The sequence below is a fragment of the Cohnella luojiensis genome, assembly GCF_004564235.1.
Taxonomy (GTDB): domain Bacteria; phylum Bacillota; class Bacilli; order Paenibacillales; family Paenibacillaceae; genus Cohnella; species Cohnella luojiensis.
In genome coordinates this window covers 39,413-60,604 of sequence record NZ_SOMN01000027.1, presented here as the reverse complement: position 1 = coordinate 60,604, position 21,192 = coordinate 39,413, and the positions used below count along the sequence as shown (strand labels likewise).

General features: G+C 51.5%; 25 protein-coding genes, 1 pseudogene and 1 other annotated feature. Of the genes and pseudogenes, 12 read left to right on the top strand and 14 right to left on the bottom strand.

Going from position 1 to position 21,192, the window contains the following annotated elements:
• Window positions 1–2: 2 nt before the first annotated feature.
• On the bottom strand, window positions 3–1,061 hold the full coding sequence (locus E2980_RS16860) for a M23 family metallopeptidase (protein ID WP_276322291.1): 1,059 nt from the start codon (window positions 1,059–1,061) through the stop codon (window positions 3–5).
• A 98-nt stretch (window positions 1,062–1,159) separates the two neighbouring features.
• On the opposite strand from E2980_RS16860, the pseudogene lipA reads away from it, so the two are divergent.
• Both lipA and E2980_RS25165 read left to right on the top strand, forming a co-directional pair.
• A pseudogene (gene lipA / locus E2980_RS16855) lies at window positions 1,160–2,074 on the top strand (lipoyl synthase); the annotation flags it as partial.
• On the top strand, window positions 2,071–3,021 hold the full coding sequence (locus E2980_RS25165) for a YutD family protein (protein WP_135153388.1): 951 nt from the start codon (window positions 2,071–2,073) through the stop codon (window positions 3,019–3,021). The pseudogene lipA and the gene E2980_RS25165, both read left to right, overlap by 4 nt.
• Window positions 3,022–3,080: 59 nt before the next feature.
• Here the strand turns inward: E2980_RS25165 and E2980_RS16845 are convergent, their stop codons facing one another.
• Window positions 3,081–3,875, bottom strand: a complete 795-nt coding sequence (locus E2980_RS16845; RefSeq protein WP_135153386.1) for an NAD kinase — start codon at window positions 3,873–3,875, stop codon at window positions 3,081–3,083.
• A 73-nt stretch (window positions 3,876–3,948) separates the two neighbouring features.
• Window positions 3,949–5,241, bottom strand: a complete 1,293-nt coding sequence (locus tag E2980_RS16840; RefSeq protein WP_205699985.1) for a nucleoside recognition domain-containing protein — start codon at window positions 5,239–5,241, stop codon at window positions 3,949–3,951.
• A gap of 494 nt (window positions 5,242–5,735) precedes the next feature.
• Between E2980_RS16840 and E2980_RS16835 the strand changes: the two genes are divergently transcribed.
• A complete protein-coding gene (locus tag E2980_RS16835; protein WP_135153384.1) occupies window positions 5,736–6,131 on the top strand; it encodes a globin domain-containing protein in 396 nt (131 codons plus the stop codon).
• 12 nt (window positions 6,132–6,143) lie between these two features.
• Window positions 6,144–6,845, top strand: coding sequence for a DUF2225 domain-containing protein (locus tag E2980_RS16830; protein WP_135153382.1), 702 nt, complete (start codon window positions 6,144–6,146; stop codon window positions 6,843–6,845).
• Window positions 6,846–6,858: 13 nt separating this feature from the next.
• On the opposite strand, the gene E2980_RS16825 is transcribed toward E2980_RS16830, so the two are convergent.
• Window positions 6,859–7,098: a hypothetical protein gene (locus E2980_RS16825; RefSeq protein ID WP_135153380.1), complete on the bottom strand. Its 240-nt coding sequence runs from the start codon at window positions 7,096–7,098 to the stop codon at window positions 6,859–6,861.
• Between the two features lie 75 nt (window positions 7,099–7,173).
• On the opposite strand from E2980_RS16825, the gene E2980_RS16820 reads away from it, so the two are divergent.
• Window positions 7,174–8,958 carry a M3 family oligoendopeptidase gene (locus tag E2980_RS16820; protein ID WP_135153378.1) on the top strand — a complete coding sequence of 595 codons (1,785 nt, stop codon included), beginning with the start codon at window positions 7,174–7,176 and terminating at the stop codon, window positions 8,956–8,958.
• 552 nt (window positions 8,959–9,510) lie between these two features.
• Complete coding sequence (locus tag E2980_RS16815) at window positions 9,511–9,909, top strand: O-methyltransferase (protein ID WP_205699984.1); 399 nt, start codon at window positions 9,511–9,513, stop codon at window positions 9,907–9,909.
• Between the two features lie 84 nt (window positions 9,910–9,993).
• Here E2980_RS16815 and E2980_RS16810 read toward each other — a convergent pair whose 3' ends face one another.
• The 3 genes from E2980_RS16810 to E2980_RS16800 form a co-directional block, all read right to left on the bottom strand.
• Window positions 9,994–10,212 carry an alpha/beta-type small acid-soluble spore protein gene (locus E2980_RS16810; RefSeq protein WP_420808656.1) on the bottom strand — a complete coding sequence of 73 codons (219 nt, stop codon included), beginning with the start codon at window positions 10,210–10,212 and terminating at the stop codon, window positions 9,994–9,996.
• A gap of 91 nt (window positions 10,213–10,303) precedes the next feature.
• Window positions 10,304–11,266, bottom strand: coding sequence for a TIGR03943 family putative permease subunit (locus E2980_RS16805; RefSeq protein ID WP_240703066.1), 963 nt, complete (start codon window positions 11,264–11,266; stop codon window positions 10,304–10,306).
• A gap of 16 nt (window positions 11,267–11,282) precedes the next feature.
• The gene (locus tag E2980_RS16800; RefSeq protein ID WP_240703065.1) at window positions 11,283–12,359 is read right to left on the bottom strand and encodes a permease; all 1,077 of its coding nucleotides are present in this window, start codon (window positions 12,357–12,359) and stop codon (window positions 11,283–11,285) included.
• 156 nt (window positions 12,360–12,515) lie between these two features.
• Window positions 12,516–12,751, top strand: a binding site (T-box leader).
• A 45-nt stretch (window positions 12,752–12,796) separates the two neighbouring features.
• Here E2980_RS16800 and trpS point away from each other — a divergent pair.
• Complete coding sequence (gene trpS, locus E2980_RS16790) at window positions 12,797–13,792, top strand: tryptophan--tRNA ligase (protein WP_135153370.1); 996 nt, start codon at window positions 12,797–12,799, stop codon at window positions 13,790–13,792.
• A gap of 12 nt (window positions 13,793–13,804) precedes the next feature.
• On the opposite strand, the gene E2980_RS24300 is transcribed toward trpS, so the two are convergent.
• Entirely contained in the window at window positions 13,805–13,969 is a 165-nt protein-coding gene (locus E2980_RS24300; RefSeq protein WP_167747159.1) for a DUF5325 family protein, read from the bottom strand.
• 89 nt (window positions 13,970–14,058) lie between these two features.
• On the opposite strand from E2980_RS24300, the gene E2980_RS16785 reads away from it, so the two are divergent.
• Window positions 14,059–14,277: an alpha/beta-type small acid-soluble spore protein gene (locus tag E2980_RS16785; protein WP_135153368.1), complete on the top strand. Its 219-nt coding sequence runs from the start codon at window positions 14,059–14,061 to the stop codon at window positions 14,275–14,277.
• Between the two features lie 127 nt (window positions 14,278–14,404).
• On the opposite strand, the gene E2980_RS16780 is transcribed toward E2980_RS16785, so the two are convergent.
• A complete protein-coding gene (locus E2980_RS16780; RefSeq protein ID WP_135153366.1) occupies window positions 14,405–15,388 on the bottom strand; it encodes a metal-dependent hydrolase in 984 nt (327 codons plus the stop codon).
• Between the two features lie 73 nt (window positions 15,389–15,461).
• Between E2980_RS16780 and E2980_RS16775 the strand changes: the two genes are divergently transcribed.
• Window positions 15,462–15,746, top strand: a complete 285-nt coding sequence (locus tag E2980_RS16775; protein WP_135153359.1) for a hypothetical protein — start codon at window positions 15,462–15,464, stop codon at window positions 15,744–15,746.
• On the opposite strand, the gene gerQ is transcribed toward E2980_RS16775, so the two are convergent.
• Complete coding sequence (gerQ, locus tag E2980_RS16770) at window positions 15,736–16,251, bottom strand: spore coat protein GerQ (protein WP_240703064.1); 516 nt, start codon at window positions 16,249–16,251, stop codon at window positions 15,736–15,738. The genes E2980_RS16775 and gerQ overlap by 11 nt on opposite strands.
• A gap of 18 nt (window positions 16,252–16,269) precedes the next feature.
• Window positions 16,270–16,692, bottom strand: a complete 423-nt coding sequence (locus tag E2980_RS16765; protein WP_135153357.1) for a cell wall hydrolase — start codon at window positions 16,690–16,692, stop codon at window positions 16,270–16,272.
• Window positions 16,693–16,952: 260 nt separating this feature from the next.
• Between E2980_RS16765 and cyoE the strand changes: the two genes are divergently transcribed.
• Genes cyoE through E2980_RS16750 form a run of 3 tightly spaced genes read left to right on the top strand, consistent with a single transcriptional unit; the run spans window position 16,953 to window position 18,993 of the window.
• Window positions 16,953–17,813, top strand: a complete 861-nt coding sequence (gene cyoE / locus E2980_RS16760; protein WP_135153355.1) for a heme o synthase — start codon at window positions 16,953–16,955, stop codon at window positions 17,811–17,813.
• Window positions 17,814–17,819: 6 nt separating this feature from the next.
• On the top strand, window positions 17,820–18,551 hold the full coding sequence (locus tag E2980_RS16755) for an SCO family protein (protein ID WP_135153353.1): 732 nt from the start codon (window positions 17,820–17,822) through the stop codon (window positions 18,549–18,551).
• A gap of 55 nt (window positions 18,552–18,606) precedes the next feature.
• Window positions 18,607–18,993 (top strand): hypothetical protein, encoded by a 387-nt coding sequence (locus tag E2980_RS16750; RefSeq protein ID WP_167747158.1) that lies wholly within the window; start codon window positions 18,607–18,609, stop codon window positions 18,991–18,993.
• 87 nt (window positions 18,994–19,080) lie between these two features.
• On the opposite strand, the gene E2980_RS16745 is transcribed toward E2980_RS16750, so the two are convergent.
• From E2980_RS16745 to E2980_RS16735, 3 genes are all read right to left on the bottom strand, one after another.
• Window positions 19,081–19,443, bottom strand: a complete 363-nt coding sequence (locus E2980_RS16745) for a ribonuclease M5 (protein WP_135153349.1) — start codon at window positions 19,441–19,443, stop codon at window positions 19,081–19,083.
• Between the two features lie 207 nt (window positions 19,444–19,650).
• A complete protein-coding gene (locus E2980_RS16740) occupies window positions 19,651–19,740 on the bottom strand; it encodes a sporulation protein YjcZ (RefSeq protein ID WP_135153347.1) in 90 nt (29 codons plus the stop codon).
• 132 nt (window positions 19,741–19,872) lie between these two features.
• The gene (locus E2980_RS16735) at window positions 19,873–21,078 is read right to left on the bottom strand and encodes an MFS transporter (RefSeq protein WP_135153345.1); all 1,206 of its coding nucleotides are present in this window, start codon (window positions 21,076–21,078) and stop codon (window positions 19,873–19,875) included.
• Window positions 21,079–21,192 lie beyond the last annotated feature (114 nt).

The window sequence follows — 21,192 nt, the reverse complement described above, 5'->3', positions numbered from 1 at the left end:
CTTCAATGGCGAACGCGCGACTCTTTGCGTTCTTCGCGTTCCCATCTGCGCAGCATCGGATAGGGATCGAACGCCCATTCGACAAGGCCTCTGTCCCGGTAAATGCCATAATGCAAATGCGGGGGGAATTTCCCTTGCGTTCCCGGACGACCGTAGCCGGAGCTTCCGACCCAACCTATCACTTGACCTGGCCGGACGATGTCTCCGGCCTTTAGTTTTTTATCGTAGCCGGACAAATGCGCGTAATAATGATACATGTTGTTGATATCCCTGATTCCCATTCTCCAGCCCCCGTAGGGGTTCCAGCCTTTCACTTCAACGATGCCGTAACAGGTGCTTCGTACGGGAACCCCATATCCCGCGAAAATATCCGTTCCCTCATGGATTCTTTTTCCGCCCCAACCGCGGCTATTTCCCCATGTGCTTCTAAAGGAATAAGTACTCTTAAGGGGGAGCGGGAACGCATGATCGGACAAGTCCAATCGGTCGAAGTGTTTATACATCTTGGCGAACTGCATCACGCGCTGAACAGCCCTGGTGTTATAATAATACTCCCATAATCCGATGCTGAAATCTTCTTCCGTGCTTCCTCGTTTCAAGGCTTGCGTCACGACCGAGTAGAGTAGATCCTCATCCTTCCCGCGGTCCGCGACTCCGTCTCCCGTGCCGTCTTTGCCTATCCCGTTGAAAAATTGGATGGATACCGGATTCGTGTCGCTTTTCTCGGGATTGAGGTAGCCGCTCCAGCTTGTGTCGGAGACGAATATACCCGTTAGCGCATCTTCTCGGATAGGTCTGGTTTTAGGATGGGCCTTGGAAAGGGTGCGTTCGTATTGATCGATCGCAGCGATCAACGGCCATTCTAAACCGGTCTTGAGGCTGATCTCTTCATAGAGCAAGCGCCGCTGTTTGTTAGGGTCGGGCTCGGAGGTTTTTTTTGTTCCGGAACCATATGCCCTAGAGTCATTTCCGCACATGCAAAGCATGATAAGAAGGGTGACTATTAATACTCGGATTGAGGATAATGCAATTGAGCTGCGCCCTCGCCAATTGTGTAGCAACGTTACTCCTCCCATCTTTTCATTAACATGTAGATGTAGGGTTTACATATCATTGGTTTTTATCCGAATCGTGCTATAATAAGGAGGACAGAAAGAGGGGAAATACAATGACGACTAGCGCCAAACCGCGCAAACCCGACTGGCTGAAGATTAAACTGACCACTGGCGAACCTTACCAAGAGCTCAAACAAGTGATGCGGAGCAAGACGCTTCATACCGTATGCGAAGAAGCGCGCTGCCCGAATATATATGAATGCTGGGCCAACCGAACAGCAACGTTCATGATTCTGGGAGACATCTGCACCAGGGCATGCCGATTCTGCGCCGTTAAAACAGGCTTGCCTACGGAACTTGACCTGCAAGAGCCGGAGCGAGTAGCGGAAGCCGCCGAGCAGATGGGCTTGAAGCATTGCGTCGTTACTTCGGTAGCGAGGGACGACCTGAAGGACGGGGGAGCCGGCATCTTCGCCGAGACCGTGAAGGCGATCCGCAGGAAGCTTCCGTTCTGCAGCGTTGAAGTGCTCATTCCCGACTTTTTAGGCAACCGTGATTCCCTGCAAATTGTTATGGATGTCAATCCGGATATCCTCAACCATAATATCGAGACCGTCGAACGGCTCTCGAATCGGGTTCGCGCTAAAGCGAAATATAGACGTTCGCTCGAACTCATTAAGCGGGCCAAGGAAATGAAGCCGGACATTCCAACAAAATCCAGCATCATGCTCGGTTTAGGGGAAACCTATGAGGAAATCCTACAAGCGATGGACGATCTTCGCGCGGTGGATTGCAATATCCTTACGTTGGGTCAATACTTACAGCCGTCCGCATCCCATTTGGACGTCGTACGCTACGTTCATCCGGATGAATTCGCGGCATTGAAGGTAGAAGGGTTGAAACGCGGTTTCTCGCACGTGGAATCCGCGCCGTTCGTTCGCAGCTCTTATCATGCACATGAGCAAGTCAAATCGGCGGAAGCTAGGACGACCAGTCTTCGGGAGGAGAGCCTATCATGATTTTCATGGCAGGAGGCAACGCGTACTCGCTTATGCACGAGCATAAGAGCGGATGGAATCCGGAAGCTTTCCGCGAAAGATTCAGCGAAGTATTGGAGCGTTTCGACTATATCGTCGGGGACTGGGGTTATAACCAGCTTCGCCTTCGGGGCTTTTATCGGGACGGGCATCCTCGGGCAACCAAGGAAAGCTCGATTTCCAGCTTCGTCGATTACATCAACGAATATTGTAATTTCGGTTGCGCCCACTTCGTGCTTACGAAGCTGGATCATAACGAGATTCCGCCTGATGCCGTCGTCTCGAAGGAGGAATCTCCCGAAGCGATCATCGCGCTGAACGAAACCGGCGAACAGGTCGCCGAGACCGCGGCAACCGTGGCAACCGCAACATCAAGCGGCCCGATCATGCGTTGGCCGCTTAAGGAACGGGTCGGCGGACCTGTTCGGGCACCGAACGTAACCGTTTCCGCTGTAGCCAGAGCCGCAGCCGACGCGGAACGCCGCAACGCCAGCGCGAATGCGAACCCGAATAGCAACAATACATCCGGGGCAGCAATGGGCTCATCCTCTTTGTCAAGAGGGAGCCACACTAGGCACGGAAACGATAGCGGAACTAATCGTCAAGGCCGTTCCTATAATAATGGTCCATCTAACGGAGATCGTCGTCCACAGCAGCGAGATCAGGGCAACGGCAACCCTTCGAATAAGCCTTCGTATCCTCCTCGGGGACCGCGTCCCCAACAGCAAACGACGGAACAAGGACAAGCAAACCGGGTTACCGAAGAGGTTCGTAATGCGGAACCAGGAAACGCGCGCAACGAAATGCCTCGCAACGACAATCGTTGGCCGGGCAAGAATCGTCGACGCAAGAGCTTCGGCGGAAAACCGAACCATCGACCGGACGGAGCGCCGCGACCGGAATCCGGAACGCCAAGGTCGGGCGACTAGGGGTAAATAGAGAAATGGTGGTACGGGGAGACAGGATCCCTGTACCACCATTTTTGTTTTTACACCGAGCCGCCGATGAACGCTTCCCTTACCCGGTTCCAGAAAGGAAAGGGGCGGTATCTGGCGAACGTGATTTTATCATCGGCGACCCTGCAAGTGATGTTGCTTACGGTAGACATCTGCATGACGAGATGATCGATTCCGATAAAAAGCTCTTCCTCGGAATCGGGGACGATGTCGCAATGGTGATGCTTTGGTAAGATGACCGAAGAACCTAACGTACGGTAAACGCGATTGTTGATGGAGGCAATCTCCGCAATCTGCAGAGCTTCCAGGGAAGGATGGATAACCGCGCCCCCGAGGCTCTTATTATAGCCTGTACTTCCCGTAGGAGTGGAAATCACGATGCCGTCCCCGCGAAACATCTCGAACGGCTCGTCATTAATATGAAGAGCGGCCACTAAAGTTCCGTCGACGCTTTTCAAAGTAAATTCGTTCAGTGCCAGAAAATCCGTTTTCCCCAACGACGAGGTAATCTCAATGTGCAGCAACGGATACTGTACCTTACGGGGCTCGGACGATACCATCAGATCCAATAATTCCGCTATCTCGCCTTTCTTCCAATCCGCATAGAAGCCGAGATGTCCGGTATGTATACCGATAAAGGATACTTGCTCTAACTGATTCTTGAATCGGTGAAACGCTTGGAGAAGCGTTCCATCCCCGCCGATCGAAACGACGATTTCCGGCGAGACATCATTTACTTTGAACCCTCTAGCCTCCGCCAATGCATGGAATTCCTCCGCCAATGCCCGAGATAATCGGTCTCCCCGGTCAAGCAATGCGTAATTCAAACCTGGCCGCTCCTTCCGACTGCTCCTTGTTACTACTCACTGATTATGATCATAAACAATAACGGTAGCGAATTCAATCTTTCGCTTTCCATCGCAGCTTGCGAATCCCGATTGCGACGGCTCCGGCAATGACAATCAAGGCGAGAGTAATCATGAACATGAGGGGGAGCCATGCGGCCACGGGGAATAACGAACGGGTTATCGAGATTCCATCTTGCGACCAAGGCGACAATGAAGATCCGCTGAACCAAGCAGCGATATTCGATTGGATGGCGCTTTCCGGTTGGAATACTGGCCATGCCATATAGACAATCGCCATCGCTAACAGACCATGGATCAACCGTGCCCGCGCGAAGGGGAGGTAACGCCAAGCGGTACGGCTCATTAAACCTGCCACTTGCGCATGAACCGATAAGCCGGCCCAAGAGAGAACGAAAGCTGCCGCCGCGACGCGATCTACCAAAGGAATTTCTGCATCGGCTGCGGAAGCTTTCGCTCCCAAGGTGACCTCGAAGGTTCCGTTCACGAACGCATGGGAAAGGTTAGAGGACATTCCGAATAGATGCAGCAGCCGCCCGATTATATCGCGAAACAAGGATAACAGTCCGCTATGGACCAGAAGATCTAGGGTTGCGGAGAAAAATACGACCAAACCGCCTACGATCATCATTAGAGTGAGGGAGGATTGCAAGGATTGCTGCAGCAAAATGCCGAACGGTCGGCCATCGTCCAAGCGTGCCTTATGCATGGCAGCTAAAGCGGCTCGTAGTCTGCTGGTTTTGTGTTGAACGGCGACTTCGGCGGAGTCTTCGGGGTCTCTCCTCCGAAAGCGAGAACCTAATCCAAGCAGCAATGCCCCGCTATAATGGGCTATAGCTAGAACGGGGGCGGCTTGAAGGCTGCCGAAGAAGCCGATGCATACCGCGCCGATCAAGAATATGGGATCGGAGGTCGTCGTCATCGCGACGAGGCGTTCGCCCTGGTTGCGAGTGACGAGCTTCTGCTCCATTAATCGGGAGGTTAGTCTGGCACCGACAGGATACCCGGAAGCGAAGCCGATTGCGACAATGAACCCTCCCACTCCAGGAAGCCGGAACAGGGGACGCATGAACGGGTCGAGGAGCGTACCTGCTAGATGCACGATTCCAAAGCCGAGCAGCATCTCGGAAAGGACGAAAAAAGGAAATAAAGCAGGAAACAATACGTCCCACCATACCGCAACTCCGCGTAAGGAGGCATTTAAGGCCACTTGGGTGTCCGTTATCGCAAGGAATCCTATCAATAGGGACGTTCCGCCAATCGCGAAAACTCCTGCTAGCGTGAACGAACGGGGCGATCGATCCCGGTAATTCTGAATGTTGCTCAATCCCTTTTCCTCCTATCGGGCTAAACCTCTTGTCCCAATATATGTGAAGGACGGGACAATCTTTCCGATGCGAAAAAAAGACGTTATTTTCTAATGTAATCGTTTACAAAAACATCGTGAAATCTGTGCATAACTATGATACAATGGGACTAGGAAACCAGGATGAGTACGTAAGTCAAATTTCATCGAAGCTGGAGTGATGAGAATGGCAGGAGTCGTTGCAGGATTGATCGTATGCGCTTTTGTTTATGTCATTCGCGAGTCTTTGATACGCCCTGAAGAAGAGTTGTAAACCGCTTTGAATTCACGTCGGCAGCATGCCATGTTCGATCGCCCTTCGGGGCGATTTTTTGTATTTATACTGAGGCATGTCCAATTCAATGTGGTATAATAGGCATGCATAAAAGCGACCCATCCAATAGTTCTTGGAGCCCATTACAAGAAATGATTCATGGGGAAAATGTATCCCATGGTCTCATTATAGGAGGAACAAATTGTCTAGTTATGCTTCGCTTTACGAAGCGCTTGGGGGAGCTGACGGTATTCGTGGCATCGTCTCCAAATTTTACCCCAAAGTGCAAGCCCATCCGTTGTTAGCCCCGCTGTTTCCCAAGGACATCGATCCAGTCATGGAGAAACAAATCTTATTTTTGACCCAATTTTTCGGCGGCCCGTCCCTTTACTCCGATGAATACGGACACCCGATGATGCGTGCTCGCCATTTGCCCTTTCCGATTACTCCCGAGAGGGCGGCGGCGTGGCTGGAATGCATGTCCGCGGCATTAGCCGAATCCTCCATTCCGGAGGAGCTCCGCCAGCTGACGATCGAACGATTGTCAGGCCCGGCTCATCATTTCGTTAATACGGAATCAGACTCATCCATCCAATAAGGAGGCAACATCGTGGAGCCGCTTTTTCAGATCAAAATTAAATGCATTTGCTGCGAGGAGAGCTATCAAACGTCACGCGTAAGGCCGAGTCTGAAAAGGGCAGTGAAGACGGATACAGATTTCTGCTCCTATTTCAAATCGGTTAATCCGGATCATTATGTGGTAAGGATCTGCCCTTACTGCGGATTTGCTTCAACGGAGAATTTTGGGGAGCGACTTAACGAGAAGCAGAGAACGGCCTATTACGATAAGATCGGGAATCAGTGGCAATATCGGGATTACGGTGGGGAGCGCACGGCTGCCGGAGCGATGGAATGCTACAAGCTGGCTTTGGTTACGGCTCAGGCCATCGGGGAAAAGGAACGCGTCATCGCGGCTTTGTTGCACCATATCGCGTGGCTTTACCGTTACGAGGGGAAGAAGGAGCAGGAGGAGCGTTTTCTTAAGTTCGCCATGGATGCCTACGTTCGGGTGTACGAAACGGAACGGGATTCAATCAGCAACGCCCGCCTCATGTTCTTAATTGGAGAACTGCATAAGCGTTTGGGACTATTCCAAGAAGCGGTGAGATGGTTCGGACGGGTCATCAATGATAAAAATATCGTGGACGCCGCCATGATTCGCGTATCCCGCGAGCAGTGGCAGAACATTCGCGAGGTTATGACCGGTCAAGGAATGGAGCTCCCGGAGGAAATGCTGCAGAGCGGATCTTAATTTTCTACATCCTTCATTTGCCTCGTATTGGACGGTTGGCCAGCAGGTAATCCTGATCGGCATCGATGATGCGGACAGTACCGTGACAGCATGGGAATACGAGCGTTATTTTGCGGCCGCCTCCGTACATACTTTTGACGTCATCCGGTTTTAACGGAAGAAGCACGTGGGAGCTCCGGCAAAATGGACATTCTTGGACGAAGACGTCGTTCATAATGATATCGTATGGTAAACTATTTCGTAGCGGTATCAAGGCCAAGCCCCCTTTCATGTATTTAAACATACATCAGGGCACTAGCCAAGCGCAATGGAAACGGAGTGGTGAATAATGAAACAATCGCTATCGTTAAAATGGAACCTGGAGTCGCTTTTTTCCGGCGGATCATCTTCGCCTCAATATGCGGCATTCGTGGAGGAAACCGAAACGCTTGCGGCTTTACTCTTGAAGGAGTTGCAAAATAGCGGAGATGCAGTGCCAAACCCGAATGAGCTGACCGCATGGACGGATAAGCTTCAGGCGGTTGTATCCAGACTCAGAGAGGCTGATTCTTATGTGTCTTGCTTGACTTCGCAAGACATGGGCGACAAGCGCGCTGTAGCTTGGACCGAGAGGATTCAGACCTTATCCGCGCGATTTAAGCAAGCTGCCGATCTATTCGACGCGAAGCTGGCATCGGTTCCGGATTCTCATTGGCACGAATGGGGCGGCCAAGCGGAGAGGTCTGCCATTATTTTCCCGCTTAACGAACGAAGGGACTCCGCTAAGGATAAGCTTCCGCCCGCATTGGAAGCCGTGGCGAGCGAGCTCGCGGTCGATGGCTATCATGGTTGGGGCGAGCACTACAACACGATAGTCGGTCGGATCTCCATCCCTTGGGAGGAGAATGGTTCTTCGGTGAACTTATCCGTAGGGCAGGCAGCCAACAAACTAGACGATCCCGAGCCGGCCGTACGGGATCTCATGGCTTCCAAATGGGAAGAAGCATGGTCATCTCAAGCTGATCTTGGAGCGGATACGCTCAATCGGCTAGCGGGATTCCGTCTAAAGCTATACGGGATGAGAGGCTGGAGCGATCCGCTTAGAGAACCGCTTAGAATAAATCGGATGAGCATCGATACGTTAAACGCCATGTGGACGGCGGTAGCCGGCAGCATAGAGCCGCTCCAACGTTACTTGGCTTTGAAGGCTCGGCGATTAGGCAAAGACAAGCTATCCTGGCACGACGTCGATGCGCCGATCGCGACTAGCCAGGCTAAAATACCATACGAGGAAGCCGCGCAACTGATTACGGAGGCATTCAAGCAGTTTTCACCGGATATGGCTAAACTCGCGGAGACCGCTTTCGCCGATCATTGGATCGAAGCGGAAGATCGGTCCGGCAAGAGGCCTGGAGGCTTCTGCACGAGTTTGCCGCTCAGCCGCCAGAGCAGAATCTTCATGACTTACTCGGGCACTCCGGGCAACGTGTCCACGCTAGCCCATGAACTGGGGCATGCATACCATGCGGCGTTAGTCGAGGAACTGCCGCCGTTAGCCCAGGATTACGCGATGAACGTAGCCGAAACGGCATCAACGTTCGCTGAAGCGCTCGTAGGCGATGCGCTGTTGCGCAGGGCCGAGAGCGATGAGGAGAAACTGGCTCTGCTCGATGATCGACTACAGCGCGCTGTCGCTTTCTGCATGAACATTCGCGCGCGGTTCCTGTTCGAGACTCGCTTCTATGAGCGTCGCGCTAGCGGGATGCTTGAGGCGTCCGAATTATGCGAGCTTATGGTAGCGGCGCAGAAGGAAGCTTTCGGCGATGCCTTGGGAAGCTGGCACCCTCATTTCTGGGCGTCCAAACTTCATTTTTACTTAACCGACGTACCTTTTTATAACTTCCCTTATACATTCGGCTATCTGTTCAGCACGGGTCTAGTCGCTGTGGCGGAGCGGGAAGGGGCTTCGTTTAGCAAACGATACGACCAATTGCTGCGGGACACGGGAGTTATGACCGTGGAACAATTGGCTACGCATCATCTCGGCGCAGCCCTGGACCAGCCGCGATTCTGGCAGGATGCCGTGGCAAGAGTCGTTGCGGACGTAGAAGCGTTCGCGGAATTATGCAAGTAAGAGCATGATCCATGGCAACCCTCCATCATCTATTCAGATGATGGGGGGTTGCCCGCTTTAAGCGGAGTTAGCGAAGTTGCTTCGTTAATTCGGGAGGGGTTGCCCGCTGTGGGCGGGGTTAGCGAAGTTACTTCGTTAATTCGGCGGTGGTTGCCCGCTTTAGGCGGAGTTAGCGATGTTGCTTCGTTAATTCGGCGGGGTTGCCCGCTGTGGGTGGAGTTAGCGAAGTTGCTTCGTTAATTCGGCGGGGGTTGCCCTCTTTAGGCGGAGTTAGCGAGGTTGCCCGGATGGTTCCAAGTTGAACGACGTGTTCTTCACGACCGAAATTTTATCGTTGTTATATAGGGACAAAGTAACAGAAGCTTTGCTGGATGACGATGAATATCCACAAAATTTTCTCGATATGCCAGTGATAAAAAGTAATCAAGTTACAAATAAAGCCAAATTTAGACAAAATGATTGTAATATTCTAATTATTCAATTATACTGAGTCCGAAGTCGTAATAGGTAATACCTAGAAAAAATGATTAATAAGCACAAAGGAGGAGAATCATGGATTTGGGTCAAATTCCATTAGCTAGGCAAGTGGATGTGGCTTTGGAGAAATTGGCGGGGGAATTGCGAGGGTTGACGGCAGGCACGATCGTCATGCAAATTCGCGATGACGCGGTCGGAAGGTTCGGTATTCGTCATCTCCCCGTGGACTGCGGTCCGCAAGAGCAAGGCTCCTCGGGAATGACATCTTCGCAAGTGGTGACTTTGAGGCAATTAGCAGTTGAAGCGCTAAGACATAAGAGCGGTTGGACGCACGGAGAGATCTCTTACGATTTCGTGCTTAAACAAGGTCGAGTGTTCGTAAGCGTTCAGTTTGAATCCAACTACAACATGGCTAACTTAATGTTTAGATTCTCCCCTAAGAAGCGCGATCGCAGGGAAGCTTCCAACGAATAGTGGTCTTACATAATCGGTACAAAATGAATCCGGCCAACTCTTAGGAGCAGGCCGGATTTTCACGATTGCATGTCGTTGTTTGTTTCAATAACCGGAGCGACCGACCAGTTGTTGTTCGGCCATCTGAACGAGACGGCGAGTAATCTGGCCCCCGATGGACCCGGTTTCGCGAGTTAACATTTGGCCGTAGTAACCGTCCGCGGGAATCTGGATACCCAGTTCCTGCGCGACTTCAAACTTTAATTGCTCCAATGCTTGTGCGCTTCGGGGAACGACGAGGGAATTGCGTGATCTTGATGCCACTATCGCTCACCTCCTTTGCACGTAGTATGGACGTTATTGGGAGGGCTATGCATCTAAAGGAAAAGTTGCCAATAAAAATCAGTATTCCTGCTTACTCCAATCCGAAGTCAAGGTCGGGAGAAACATAAGGATCTTCGGGCGGAGCGATTTTGACCACTTTGGTTACGTTGATTTGAATAATTTCGATGTCGTTATATTGCGTCGTTTCAAGCTTTCCGGTTACGGTAACCCACTCATCGTTAGCCAATGTGCTCGCTCTTCCGAAATTTGCCATGACGCCGTAGGGGGATGCATCGGCCGAGCAGCACGAAATGGCAAATCGGCTCACTCCGAATTGTTGTTTACCCATTGCTTCTTCGCGATAAACGAACCCGCTTAGCTGGATGGTTTTCCCGATGAATGCGGTTCTATATAAGTCCAGAGTCGTCAACGTCTCGATAAATTGCTTGTCGGTTACTTTGATGAGATCCTGCTGTACAAGCATCTTGCCGAATTTTGCATAGCTTTCCGTGAACTCGTCCGTCGGGAACAAGATATCAAGGGCTGCATCCTCGTTCGAATCCCCTGGTACAGCGGTGGAAGATGAAGGTTCCGAAGCCGCTTCCGGTGTATCTTCGGGAGCCGTATCTTCTTGAGCCGAGAGGTCCGCAGACGGTTTAACGATCTGCTGCGGCGCGAACTGCACGCCTTTGGCAGAAGCCATGCTGCTGCTTAACAGCCCATCGGGCACCGCATATCCTAGGATTAACGGTAGCGCGAACCAACCGTATAACAACAAACTCTTTCCCCATGTCGACGGCATTTCATGATTGCAATCGCAAGAGAGCTCATCACTTTTCTTATCCATCCAGGTGCGAATGGCCGCATAGAATTGCTGCGCCGCAACGGCATATAACCCAAGCGCCGATAATTTCACGATGAATTGCATTCGGCTTGCGATATATAAATTCAAATTTCCCGTACGAACCAGATGGACGATGAAGAAAGCGAATCCGGCTAGCAATAGGGCCCTGGCTAAGTAGTGCAACGTCATCGCGGTCGTGTTTCTATTCAATGTAAGAATCCTCCTTCTATACGAATCCCAGATGGTCGAACAAGATGGAACCGAGCAATACGAGCGCCGCAATTGCAAGACTGAACTTCAGAACGAATTTTTTGCGGAATACAGCAAGCATCATTAGCGTGTTTTTCAAGTCTAGCATCGGCCCGAATACGAGGAAGGACAATAATGCGGCCGGCGGAAACATGCTGTTGAAGGATGCGGCTACGAATGCGTCGGAGGTGGAGCAGAGCGATAACGCGTACGCGAAGCCCATCATGAAGAGATGGGATAATAGCTCTTGGTCGGCAACGGCCGAAAAGGACGCGCGCGTGATGAAAGTTTGCAACAATCCCGTAATGAACGAGCCCAGGATCAAATACTTGCCCATATCGAAAAATTCTTCCGCGGCATGCCCCGGGGTATCGGCGAGCTTCTTCCCCAGGCTGGCTTCATTAGAGTGGTCATGCCCATGATGATGATGATGATCAAGATGATGATGATGATGATGATGATGCCCATCCGTGATCTGAGTATGTTGCTGCTGGCTTTGTCTATCTTGCTTGAGAGGGTTCTTTTTCATAAAACGATACAGAATTAGCCCCAAAGCAACCGACACCAGGAAAGCTAAATAGAAGCGGGAATACGCCAGATCCTTGTTTGTTCGAAATGCGGCGAAGGTCGCGCCGAATACGACGGGATTAATGATGGGACCTGCTACGATATAGATGATGCCTATGTAAGCCGGTAGTCCTTTGCGAATCAGCCTGCGTACGATAGGGATCATTCCGCACTCGCACAGAGGTAGAATTATGCCGAGCAGGCTGCCGAATAAGATGCCCGCAATAGGATTCTTAGGGGTAAGTTTTTGTATGAGTTTGTCCGACACGAAAGCTTGCAGAAGCGCAGAGATCAAAACTCCGACGAGCAGAAAGGGCAGGGCTTCGAGAATGATGCTTAGAAATACGATCTTAAAGTTCTGCAGTCTTGCGGAATCCAATTGTAATGAAATTTGCGATAAATCCCTTCCAAAAAAAATCAAAGCTATAAGCGCCGCGCAGCCAACCGTTGCGGCTCCCGTCGCCAATCGCATCCATACGTTGGGCACCGTTTCACTTCCTTGCGTACAATAGTAATCGTTACGATTATTATAGCGTATGCTTGACCATCGGTACATCAGAACAAGCAAAATAACCTTCAAAGCTTTATGTTCCGACGGTTGACAAAGCGTACTCGAGGGGTATAATGAGTAACAAATCAAGTATATTCGGCGTTGAAGAGAACAAGTACGTCAGGACGAAGCGCTCCCAGAGAGCCGGTGATTAGCTGGAAGCCGGTACGCTTGCCTTGCGGAATGGGTCTTGGAGCCGAGAGCGAAACGACGACTCGTCCTATGCTCTCCGATTGTTCCCCGTTATTGGAACTGAAGGTATCGTTAATGCGTCATGATCGCGCTAGCGATACGAATAAGGGTGGTACCACGGCTTTCTCGTCCCTTGCGGAGGAAGGCTTTTTTTTATTCTCAAAAAAAGGGGTTCGATGACGATGACCAAACAACGCGTTTTATCAGGCATTCAACCTAGCGGAAAGCTAACGCTGGGAAATTACATCGGCGCCATGAAAAATTTCGTGGCCCTTCAGCACGAGCATGATTGCTTCTTCATGGTAGTCGATCTTCATGCGATTACGGTACAGCAGGAGCCAGCCGCGCTTCGCGAACAAAGCGAAGCGGTCGCTACGCTCTATGTTGCAGCCGGGTTAGATCCAGCACAAGCTTCTATCTTTATGCAGTCGCATGTTCCTGCGCACGCGGAGCTTGGCTGGTTGATGACGACGATGACGTACATCGGCGAGCTGGAACGGATGACCCAGTTCAAGGACAAATCCGAAGGGAAGGAAGCTGTAGGGGCCGGCCTGTTCGTCTATCCGTCGCTTATGGCTGCGGATATTCTTCTCTATAATACTAATCTCGTTCCTGTCGGGGACGATCAAAAACAGCATCTGGAGCTTACCCGTGACTTAGCGGGACGTTTCAACCATAGATATGGAGATACGTTCGTTATTCCAGAACCGTTCATACCGAAGGTCGGCGCGCGGATCATGTCCCTGGACGACGGCACCAAGAAAATGAGCAAGAGCAGCCCGAACGCGGGTAGTTTCATTACTCTTCTTGACGCTCCGGAGGACATTCGCAAAAAAATATCCCGCGCCAAGACGGACTTGGGCCGGGAAGTGATATTCGACGTTCAGAACAAGCCTGAGGTCAGCAATCTCATGACGATCTTCGCGCAATGCTCCGGACAAACTCTGGAACAGGTTCAATCTGCTTATGAAGGCCAAGGATATGGGACATTCAAGAAAGATTTGGCGGAAGTCGTCGTGCAGGCATTGGAGCCAATGCAGAGCAAATACGCGGATATTAAGGCTTCTGGGGAAATCACCCGGATATTGCGCGACGGAGCCGAGCGTGCCTCAGCAGTTGCCGAAGTTACGCTGCGCAACGTGAAGGAAGCAATGGGTTTTCTGCCTCGTTGCCTCTAGAAAGTACGCGGCCTACTTCCTTAAACGGGATTTTACGACAAACCCCGTACCGATCATGGCGAGGGTAAGGAGACCGAACAGCAGCGCTAACCAGCCGTTATGGCTAAGGGAAAAAGCGGTGGCGAGCATCAACGCAACGGATGCCACGGCAAAAAAAAGCGATAAAGATTTACTCATGATTTCACCTCGCATATTTTTCTTCGTTTCTAGCATACTAAGTTGGCAAGCTTGCAAACCAATCATCAATGCGAAGGGAGAATTTACTCATGGCAGCAACTCAAGGCGGAGGCCGTAACCAGTTAGTCGTACCACAAGCAAGAGCCGCACTGCAAAGCATGAAAATGGAAGCCGCTCAATCTCTAGGTGTTCAAATTCCAGCAGACGGATATTACGGCAATGTAACATCCCGCGATGCAGGTTCCCTCGGTGGTTATATCACCAAGAAACTTGTCCAAATGGCCGAGCAACAACTATCCGGTCGCTAAGGACTTAATTGTCCGGCACCGAAAGCCCGGGGCTAGCCCTCGGGCTTTTCATATTGTGCGCTTAAGACCGTCAAAAATCAAGCGGAAAGCCATTTTATTGGCCTCCCGCTTAATCGTCGGTTGAGAATCAGTAGGTATTCATTCGCAATCTCTTCTCCAGCCGTTCATCGCTCAGCCATCCCACGTAAGATTGCAACGGTGCGTAGGACAAATCCATTAATACCACGGCGACGAAGGGGTATTGTCTGCGGTAACGATATCGGACATCGAGCCATCGCACCTCATAACCCCAAGTTTGCGGCTTTACATACCCGCATGGAAACGGGGTAAAGCTCAAGAAAGCCTGCACGTCCGAATGCTTCTTAGAGGCCTCGATGGCGGGATGCTCATCGCACTTCATCACGTCGATCCACTTCAGCCGCCCGTGATCCCATTCTCCGACTCCGAACGTGCAATCCTTCGATTGCCTCACCAGATTCCACCTGTATAACGACACGGTAGGAAGAAGCGTATAGCTGTCCCCGGGCTGGCCATGCGGATCCTGCTTCGGTATTTTCCGAGATAAACGCCGATGGACAAGGGTTCTCCAGACGTAATAGACGACAAGCAGGACATAGAGAACCGGGAATACGACCTGCGGTGCAGCCGCGCCCGAAATCCAGAGCAGAATAGCGACCAAATGGGTGGAAAAAATAAACGGGTCGAAAATATGAATGATATTCCAAGCGACCCATTGACGGCTAACGGGACGGTAAGCCTGAGTTCCGTAGGAATTGAACAGATCGGAAACCACGTGAACGACTACGGCGAGCAATACCCAGAAACCGATGTGCCACCAAGGGATTTCACGGAAAAACAAAGACACGAGTACCGTAATCAAAGCCGCCCAACCGATAATTGCAGGAAAAGAATGGGACAGCCCGCGATGATTTTTGATATAATCGGCATTGCTCTTAAATCTTAACAATCCGTCCAAATCCGGCGCGTTCGAGCCTGCGACCGTCCCAATGAGGATTGCTATCGGACCGTAAGTATGCGAAGTGATCACGGGATCGACCATAGCGAGTCCGCCTAATCCCAAACCGAACATGAAATGAGTGCCGGTGTCCATGAGCGAAGCCCCCTTTGTGCAACAATATTATGGTCTTAATCCCTTGAAAATATGAAGGAAAGGGAGATAAACCTTGATCCTCTTCTGCGAATATGTAATTCCCGAACAATATCGCGATGCGTACATCGCGTGGGTTAAAGCGGATCCCGAGCGCTGGCGGGGAACCGAGATCCTAGAAAACACCGGCCAGCCTGGCGTATTTGTGGAAATTCGGTCCGCAGGCAATAAGGAAGAAGCCAAGGAAATAGAACAGGAACGCCGCGAGGGGCGTTCCTGGATAGAGATGGAGCAATGGGTGAAGGGCGGAAGGGAAGGACTGAGAATCTGGACCTTTCGTCAGGTAAAGATTAGCGAGTAGAGGGCATAGTACCGAATGGCAGCGTATAGTTAATCTGCTCATCGAACGTAATGTAGTCCAGGTTCAGCGTGAGCAGCAGGTAACGCTTGCCCGTTACGGGATCGCTTATGATGATGTGGTCGCGGCCTGCGGCTTCCAGTACGCCTTTGAAAATTTTTGCATTCCATTCCGTATTGTTCTCGTAAGTCATGTACAGCGTGGCGACTTTGCCTAGGTTCATGCGAAGAATGTTCTCTACGTAAGATTCTTCTTGCATCTGTGCGGGTAACGCCATTCCGCCCGGAGTAATCGGCACGCCGCTTGGAACCGGCGGAGGCGTCGTGCTTTGCATCATTATACCGGGCATCATGCTTCCGGGCATCATGCTGCCGGCACCAGGCATCATGTTTGCGGATGGCATTATGCTGCCGGGCATCATATTTGCGGACGGCATCGTGCTAACGGGCAAGCTCATGGGCATCACTTGAGTTTGCGGGTATGTCGGCCATTTGTTGTTGGTTAACATTGTAAATCCTCCCTTAAATTAATAAACGGTAGGGCAATCTTCAGGGTTAGGGGCATAGAAGCAGTGAGCCTTGAATCTTCCGGTGTTCGCTTGATCGTACCATGTGGCCGGGCAGGCTCCTACGGGACGAAAAAACCAGAGCGAATTGGATGCGGGGTGCTGACGCTCGCCGTTGACCACACGCTGGGCCAACCTAACGTCCTTGTCTCGGGCTTTCTGATAAAAGTACGGTTTCTGTACCGCTTCAAAGCCGCCAGGGGATTGGTAAACCATGTTGGGAATGGAGCGTATGTTTTTGAAGTCCATGCAATTGCCCTTGACTCTATTCACGCCAACGTTGCCGACCATTAGCATGCCTAGCTCCCCCTCGCCCTCGGCTTCCGCGCGCATGAGGCGGGCTAGCATTTTGACATCTTCGCTGTTCGTCTTGATAACTGCCAATTCGAATGCCACCCTTTCTAAGTCAAGTCGCCTAAGCCAATCGCTTCGGCATTAGGCTATTGTCGCAATACAGTGTATTTAGGCAGCCCGGATTGTGTGACAACGGGAGAATCGATTTTCCTGACTCGTTCGCACCTTGTTCACAGGCGGTGGCGATTTCATGAACACGCAGATGCGAACATTGTCAATGCTTGAAGATTTGCGGTATCATTGAACAAACGTCAGGTTATGCCGCTTTGCTCGCATAAAGGAGGAACTCCGTGCTTAAAGATCTTGTGGCTCTTACCAAGCCGCGTATTATTCGATTGAACCTAATTGCGGCTTTCGGCGGGTACTGGGTCGCATCCAAATGGGTAAATATCCTCAGTTGGGATTTGCTTTGGATGCTGATCGGATCTGCTCTAACGATGGCTTCTGCTTGCGTTTTCAATAATTACTTAGACCGCGAGCTTGATATGAAAATGGCACGAACTCGCGATCGGGCGCTGCCGCAAAACAGGATGACTCCGGGTTTCGTGCTCGGTTACGCGATCGTGCTCGGCATTGTCGGGTTAATTATTTTGTTTACATTGGTGAACGTTCTGTCGGGCTGGTTAGGCTTGCTCGGGATGTTCGTGTACGTTGTCGTTTATACCATGTGGCTGAAACGCAGTTCGACCTGGAGCACGTCGATCGGAGGAATCTCGGGAGCTATGCCGCCGGTTATCGGCTATTGCGCGGTAACGAACGAGATCGATGCCGGCGCTTGGATTTTGTTTGCGCTTCTGTTCTTATGGCAGCCTGCGCACTTCTGGTCGCTTGCGATTAGAAGAAAAGAAGAATATAGGGAGGCGGGTTTCCCGCTATTGCCGGTCGTGAAGGGCGTTACCCGAACGAAGTGGCAGATGCTTCCTTATATCCTATTGCTCATTCCGGCTTCCGTCCTGATGTACGATTACGGATATGCAGGTATCTATTTCCTTATTTTGTCCGTGGGCATCGCGGTTGTTTGGTTTGTACATGCCGTCTCCGGACTCCGCGCCAAGGATGACGAGAAGTGGGCGAAAGCGGACTTCATGATATCGATAAACTATTTAATGATCATGTTTCTTACGATGATATTGGATACGAGCGGGGTGTAAGTTCGAATGGATCAGAATAGGGATGAAAAACCGGAGATTTTAACTGAGAATGGCGAGGGATCCGTGGATTCGGCGAGCGGGGATTCAGCAGTCGTTTTAGAAGCGGTTAAGCCGCAGAAGTCATGGCTGCAGCGTTATGGTTTCTCTCTAATCGTGCTCGGAATTTGCGTCGTGATGGGGTATTACATCATTGCACAGCAGAACAAGGGAGACGAATTGCCAGTGGTCAAGCCGGGAACGGAGTTCTCTTACTTGGATACGGAAGGGAATACGGTCACGCTTAGCGGAACGAACGGCAAGGCCCGGCTTCTATACTTCTTCTTCGCGAATTGCCCGGATGTGTGTCCGCCTACTACGGCGTTAATGTCGCAAGTGCAGGACGAATTGAAGGAAGACGGCGTGTTCGGGGACGAGGTGCAATTTCTGTCGGTCACGATAGACCCTGCGCACGATACTCCGGATGTCTTGAAGGATTACGCCAATCGTTTCGATACGGATCCGAATGGTTGGAAATTCCTGCGCGGAGACGAGAAAGAAACGGCGGCTCTGGCGGAGAAATACGATATTCTCGTTTATAAAGATCCTAAAACCGGAGACTTCTCCCATATGAATTTAATCGTTCTTCTCGACAAAGACGGGCAAATTCGCGAATGGATCAACGTGAACGACTATATCGAGGAGGGCGAGAACAACTTAAGCCCGAGCGAGATGGCCAAGATAATCAAGAGCGTTCTTTAGACTGTAGAGTTGTATTACTAATTGCTCGAATTCGGTTCCTGGAGGAAATAAGCGCGTGCGCGGCGGTGCTATTTGCTCGATAAGGTTCCCTCTTTTGTTCGCATTAGCGGAACGAGGTTCCGCTATTTCGCCGAAAGTGCCACTTGTGGTCGCCATAGCGGAACGAGGTTCCGCTATTTCGCCGAAAGTGCCACCCACGGTCGCATTAGCGGAACGAGGTTCCGCTATTTCGCCGAAAGTGCCACCCGCGGTCGCCATAGTGGAACGAGGTTCCGCTATTTCGCCGAAAGTACCACCCACGGTCGCATTAGCGGAACGAGGTTCCGCTATTTGGCCGAAAGTGCCACCAGTGGTCGCCATAGCGGAACGAGGTTCCGTTATTTCGCCGAAAGTGCCACCCGCGGTCGCCATAGCGGAATGTGGCGGTTTCTTGCTCGGTTAAGCACGAAAAAGCTCCCTTTAACGCCCTTTAACGGGGGCTTTTTTCGTGCTGGCAAATCAGTAGCTGGGCAGAGAGCTATGTATAAGCTTATTCCATAGCCGACCAACCCGTCGCCGGGTCCGGATACAGGATGAACTCCTCAAGTCCGGCTTTCTCCAATTGTTGGATGAGATATTCCTCGGGAGTACCTTCGACTCCGCTATATCCCTTGCGAGTGTAGATGTGATCGGCATCCGGGAATACGTCGCGCAGCATTCCCCTGATTCGGCGCCCCGAAGCGTCAGGATCGGTAAATAAATAGACGTGACGGTCGCCAACTGCTTTACGAAGCATCTCGATACGATTCGTATTGAGGGTACCGAACGTGCAGTGGATCGGAATCTCCGGTGATAAAATGCGGGAAAGACGGCTTTTGTCATTTTTACCTTCTACGATTATGGCTGCGTTCATGGAGTATCCTCCCGGTGTCTAAACAACATAGTTAGGATGGTTTTACATTAATGCTATTTTACCATTGTTGCCGAATTTGTAGAGTATGCGCTTATTAGGGCTATGCCTATGCAAGGCATGTCCGAAAATAGCGCGGCTCGCCTTCCGCCAAAGGGCCGCAAGGCGAGTGCAAAGCGACCCTTTCGGGAAGCGCTCCTGATGATTCATTTAACAGGCGCGCAACACGATAACGAGCAGAATGAACAAAACAAGAACGATAGTCGTTGTCGTTCCGTAACTGCCTATGCTTTGAGACATGTGCGTCACCCCGCTTCGATAGCCTGAGATTGAGCCGTTAACCGGTCATCGGAACCCGATCGGGGCGTAGGCTATACGGTATGATATGCCGGGGCGAACAACATCGCCATCATCCGGTCGCCCATCTAGGCTTTAATGATTCGATGATGGGGGAGCGGAGGCGCGCGGATTCCAATTCTCCTTGAAGGATGAACGCGGGAATAGCAACGCCAAGGCGATCATTAGCGCTAGGAAGGAAAGAAAGTAAGGCGAGAAATGATCCCTGACCGCGCCCGCGGCGACAGGACCGAGGAATGAGCCGATCGACAACGAGATGGACAGAATGGAGAAGGTTCTCCCGTAACGCGACGGACCGCTTAGCTGAAGCAGGAACGAGGTCATAGCCGGGAAAATGACCCCCTTAGCCATACCGATGACGAATAGCAGCATTATGAGCGGAATGGACCATCCGGAAGCCAGCCCGTAATAACATACGGCAAGCAGCAACACGCCCGCGATCGTTCGGGAGTAAGGGAGATATCGGTTAAGAAACAGCAGGCCGAGCGTGACGAGAGCGCCTAGGCTGACCACCGAGAATAGGATACCCGTGCTCATGATCGTCGCGGTATCCATGCCTCGCAGGGGCAATTCGAAAGCGAGAATGCCCTGAGCGCATGCTAGTCCGATCGGCAGAGAATAGATGGACCAAGGGAATCCCTTGCGGGGGACATCGTCAAGCTCCTTCGCCGATTTCTTCTTAGTAAGCGACTCAGTCGTTTTTTTCTTTACCGCCATCATCTCTTCAGGCGTGCGGGCAGGCTCTTTCACGAACCAAAGAGATAGGATTCCCGTAAGCAAAAGTACCCAGCCGAGAAAAGCGAAGGAGTGGCTAAAGCCGATCGTAGCGGCTAAGTAAGCGCCGGCCGCGGGAGAAACGACGGACGCGATCGTATGAACCAGCCCGTTGCCCGCCATCAGCTTGCCTTGATGAATGTGATCCCGGGCAAGCCGCGCGAGGAGCGACATGCAAGCCGGCGACAGGAAAGCCAGGACGAAACCGCTCAGGGAACGGATATAGAGCAGTTGCCAAGGATCCGTTACGCGCGCTTGTAAGAGCAGAAGAATTCCCGCGCCGACCAAGCTGCACGCAATAAACAGCCGGCTGCCATAACGATCTACCGCTATGCCGGCAATCAAATTTCCCGGGAGATGGGTCAGGGAGTACATTCCCATGACTAATCCGATGAACGAAGGCGCGGCTCCGAGCGACACTGCGAAGGGGGTGAGCATCGGATATTGCGCATGCAAATCAAAGAACGCGACGAATAGAAATAGATAAAGCCAGACGGCGGTTTTCATTGTCCGCGACCTCCTCGTATAGGCGTCTTGAAGACTCCTCGTCCGCAACAGCGGCATATCCTACTTGTACGTGTCTGAAGTCGTGGTTATGACGGTCGTTTACGGGGTATATGG

Bases quoted from the DNA above. Each gene is read 5' to 3' on its own strand.
- gerQ (WP_240703064.1), bottom strand. From the start codon at position 16,251: ATGTTAACCAACAACAAATGGCCGACATACCCGCAAACTCAAGTGATG.
- E2980_RS16785 (WP_135153368.1), top strand. From the start codon at position 14,059: ATGGCAGCAACTCAAGGCGGAGGCCGTAACCAGTTAGTCGTACCACAA.
- trpS (WP_135153370.1), top strand. From the start codon at position 12,797: ATGACCAAACAACGCGTTTTATCAGGCATTCAACCTAGCGGAAAGCTA.
- E2980_RS24300 (WP_167747159.1), bottom strand. From the start codon at position 13,969: ATGAGTAAATCTTTATCGCTTTTTTTTGCCGTGGCATCCGTTGCGTTG.
- E2980_RS16815 (WP_205699984.1), top strand. From the start codon at position 9,511: ATGGATTTGGGTCAAATTCCATTAGCTAGGCAAGTGGATGTGGCTTTG.
- E2980_RS25165 (WP_135153388.1), top strand. From the start codon at position 2,071: ATGATTTTCATGGCAGGAGGCAACGCGTACTCGCTTATGCACGAGCAT.
- E2980_RS16755 (WP_135153353.1), top strand. From the start codon at position 17,820: ATGGATCAGAATAGGGATGAAAAACCGGAGATTTTAACTGAGAATGGC.
- E2980_RS16735 (WP_135153345.1), bottom strand. From the start codon at position 21,078: ATGAAAACCGCCGTCTGGCTTTATCTATTTCTATTCGTCGCGTTCTTT.
- E2980_RS16745 (WP_135153349.1), bottom strand. From the start codon at position 19,443: ATGAACGCAGCCATAATCGTAGAAGGTAAAAATGACAAAAGCCGTCTT.
- E2980_RS16740 (WP_135153347.1), bottom strand. From the start codon at position 19,740: ATGTCTCAAAGCATAGGCAGTTACGGAACGACAACGACTATCGTTCTT.
- E2980_RS16820 (WP_135153378.1), top strand. From the start codon at position 7,174: ATGAAACAATCGCTATCGTTAAAATGGAACCTGGAGTCGCTTTTTTCC.
- E2980_RS16780 (WP_135153366.1), bottom strand. From the start codon at position 15,388: ATGGACACCGGCACTCATTTCATGTTCGGTTTGGGATTAGGCGGACTC.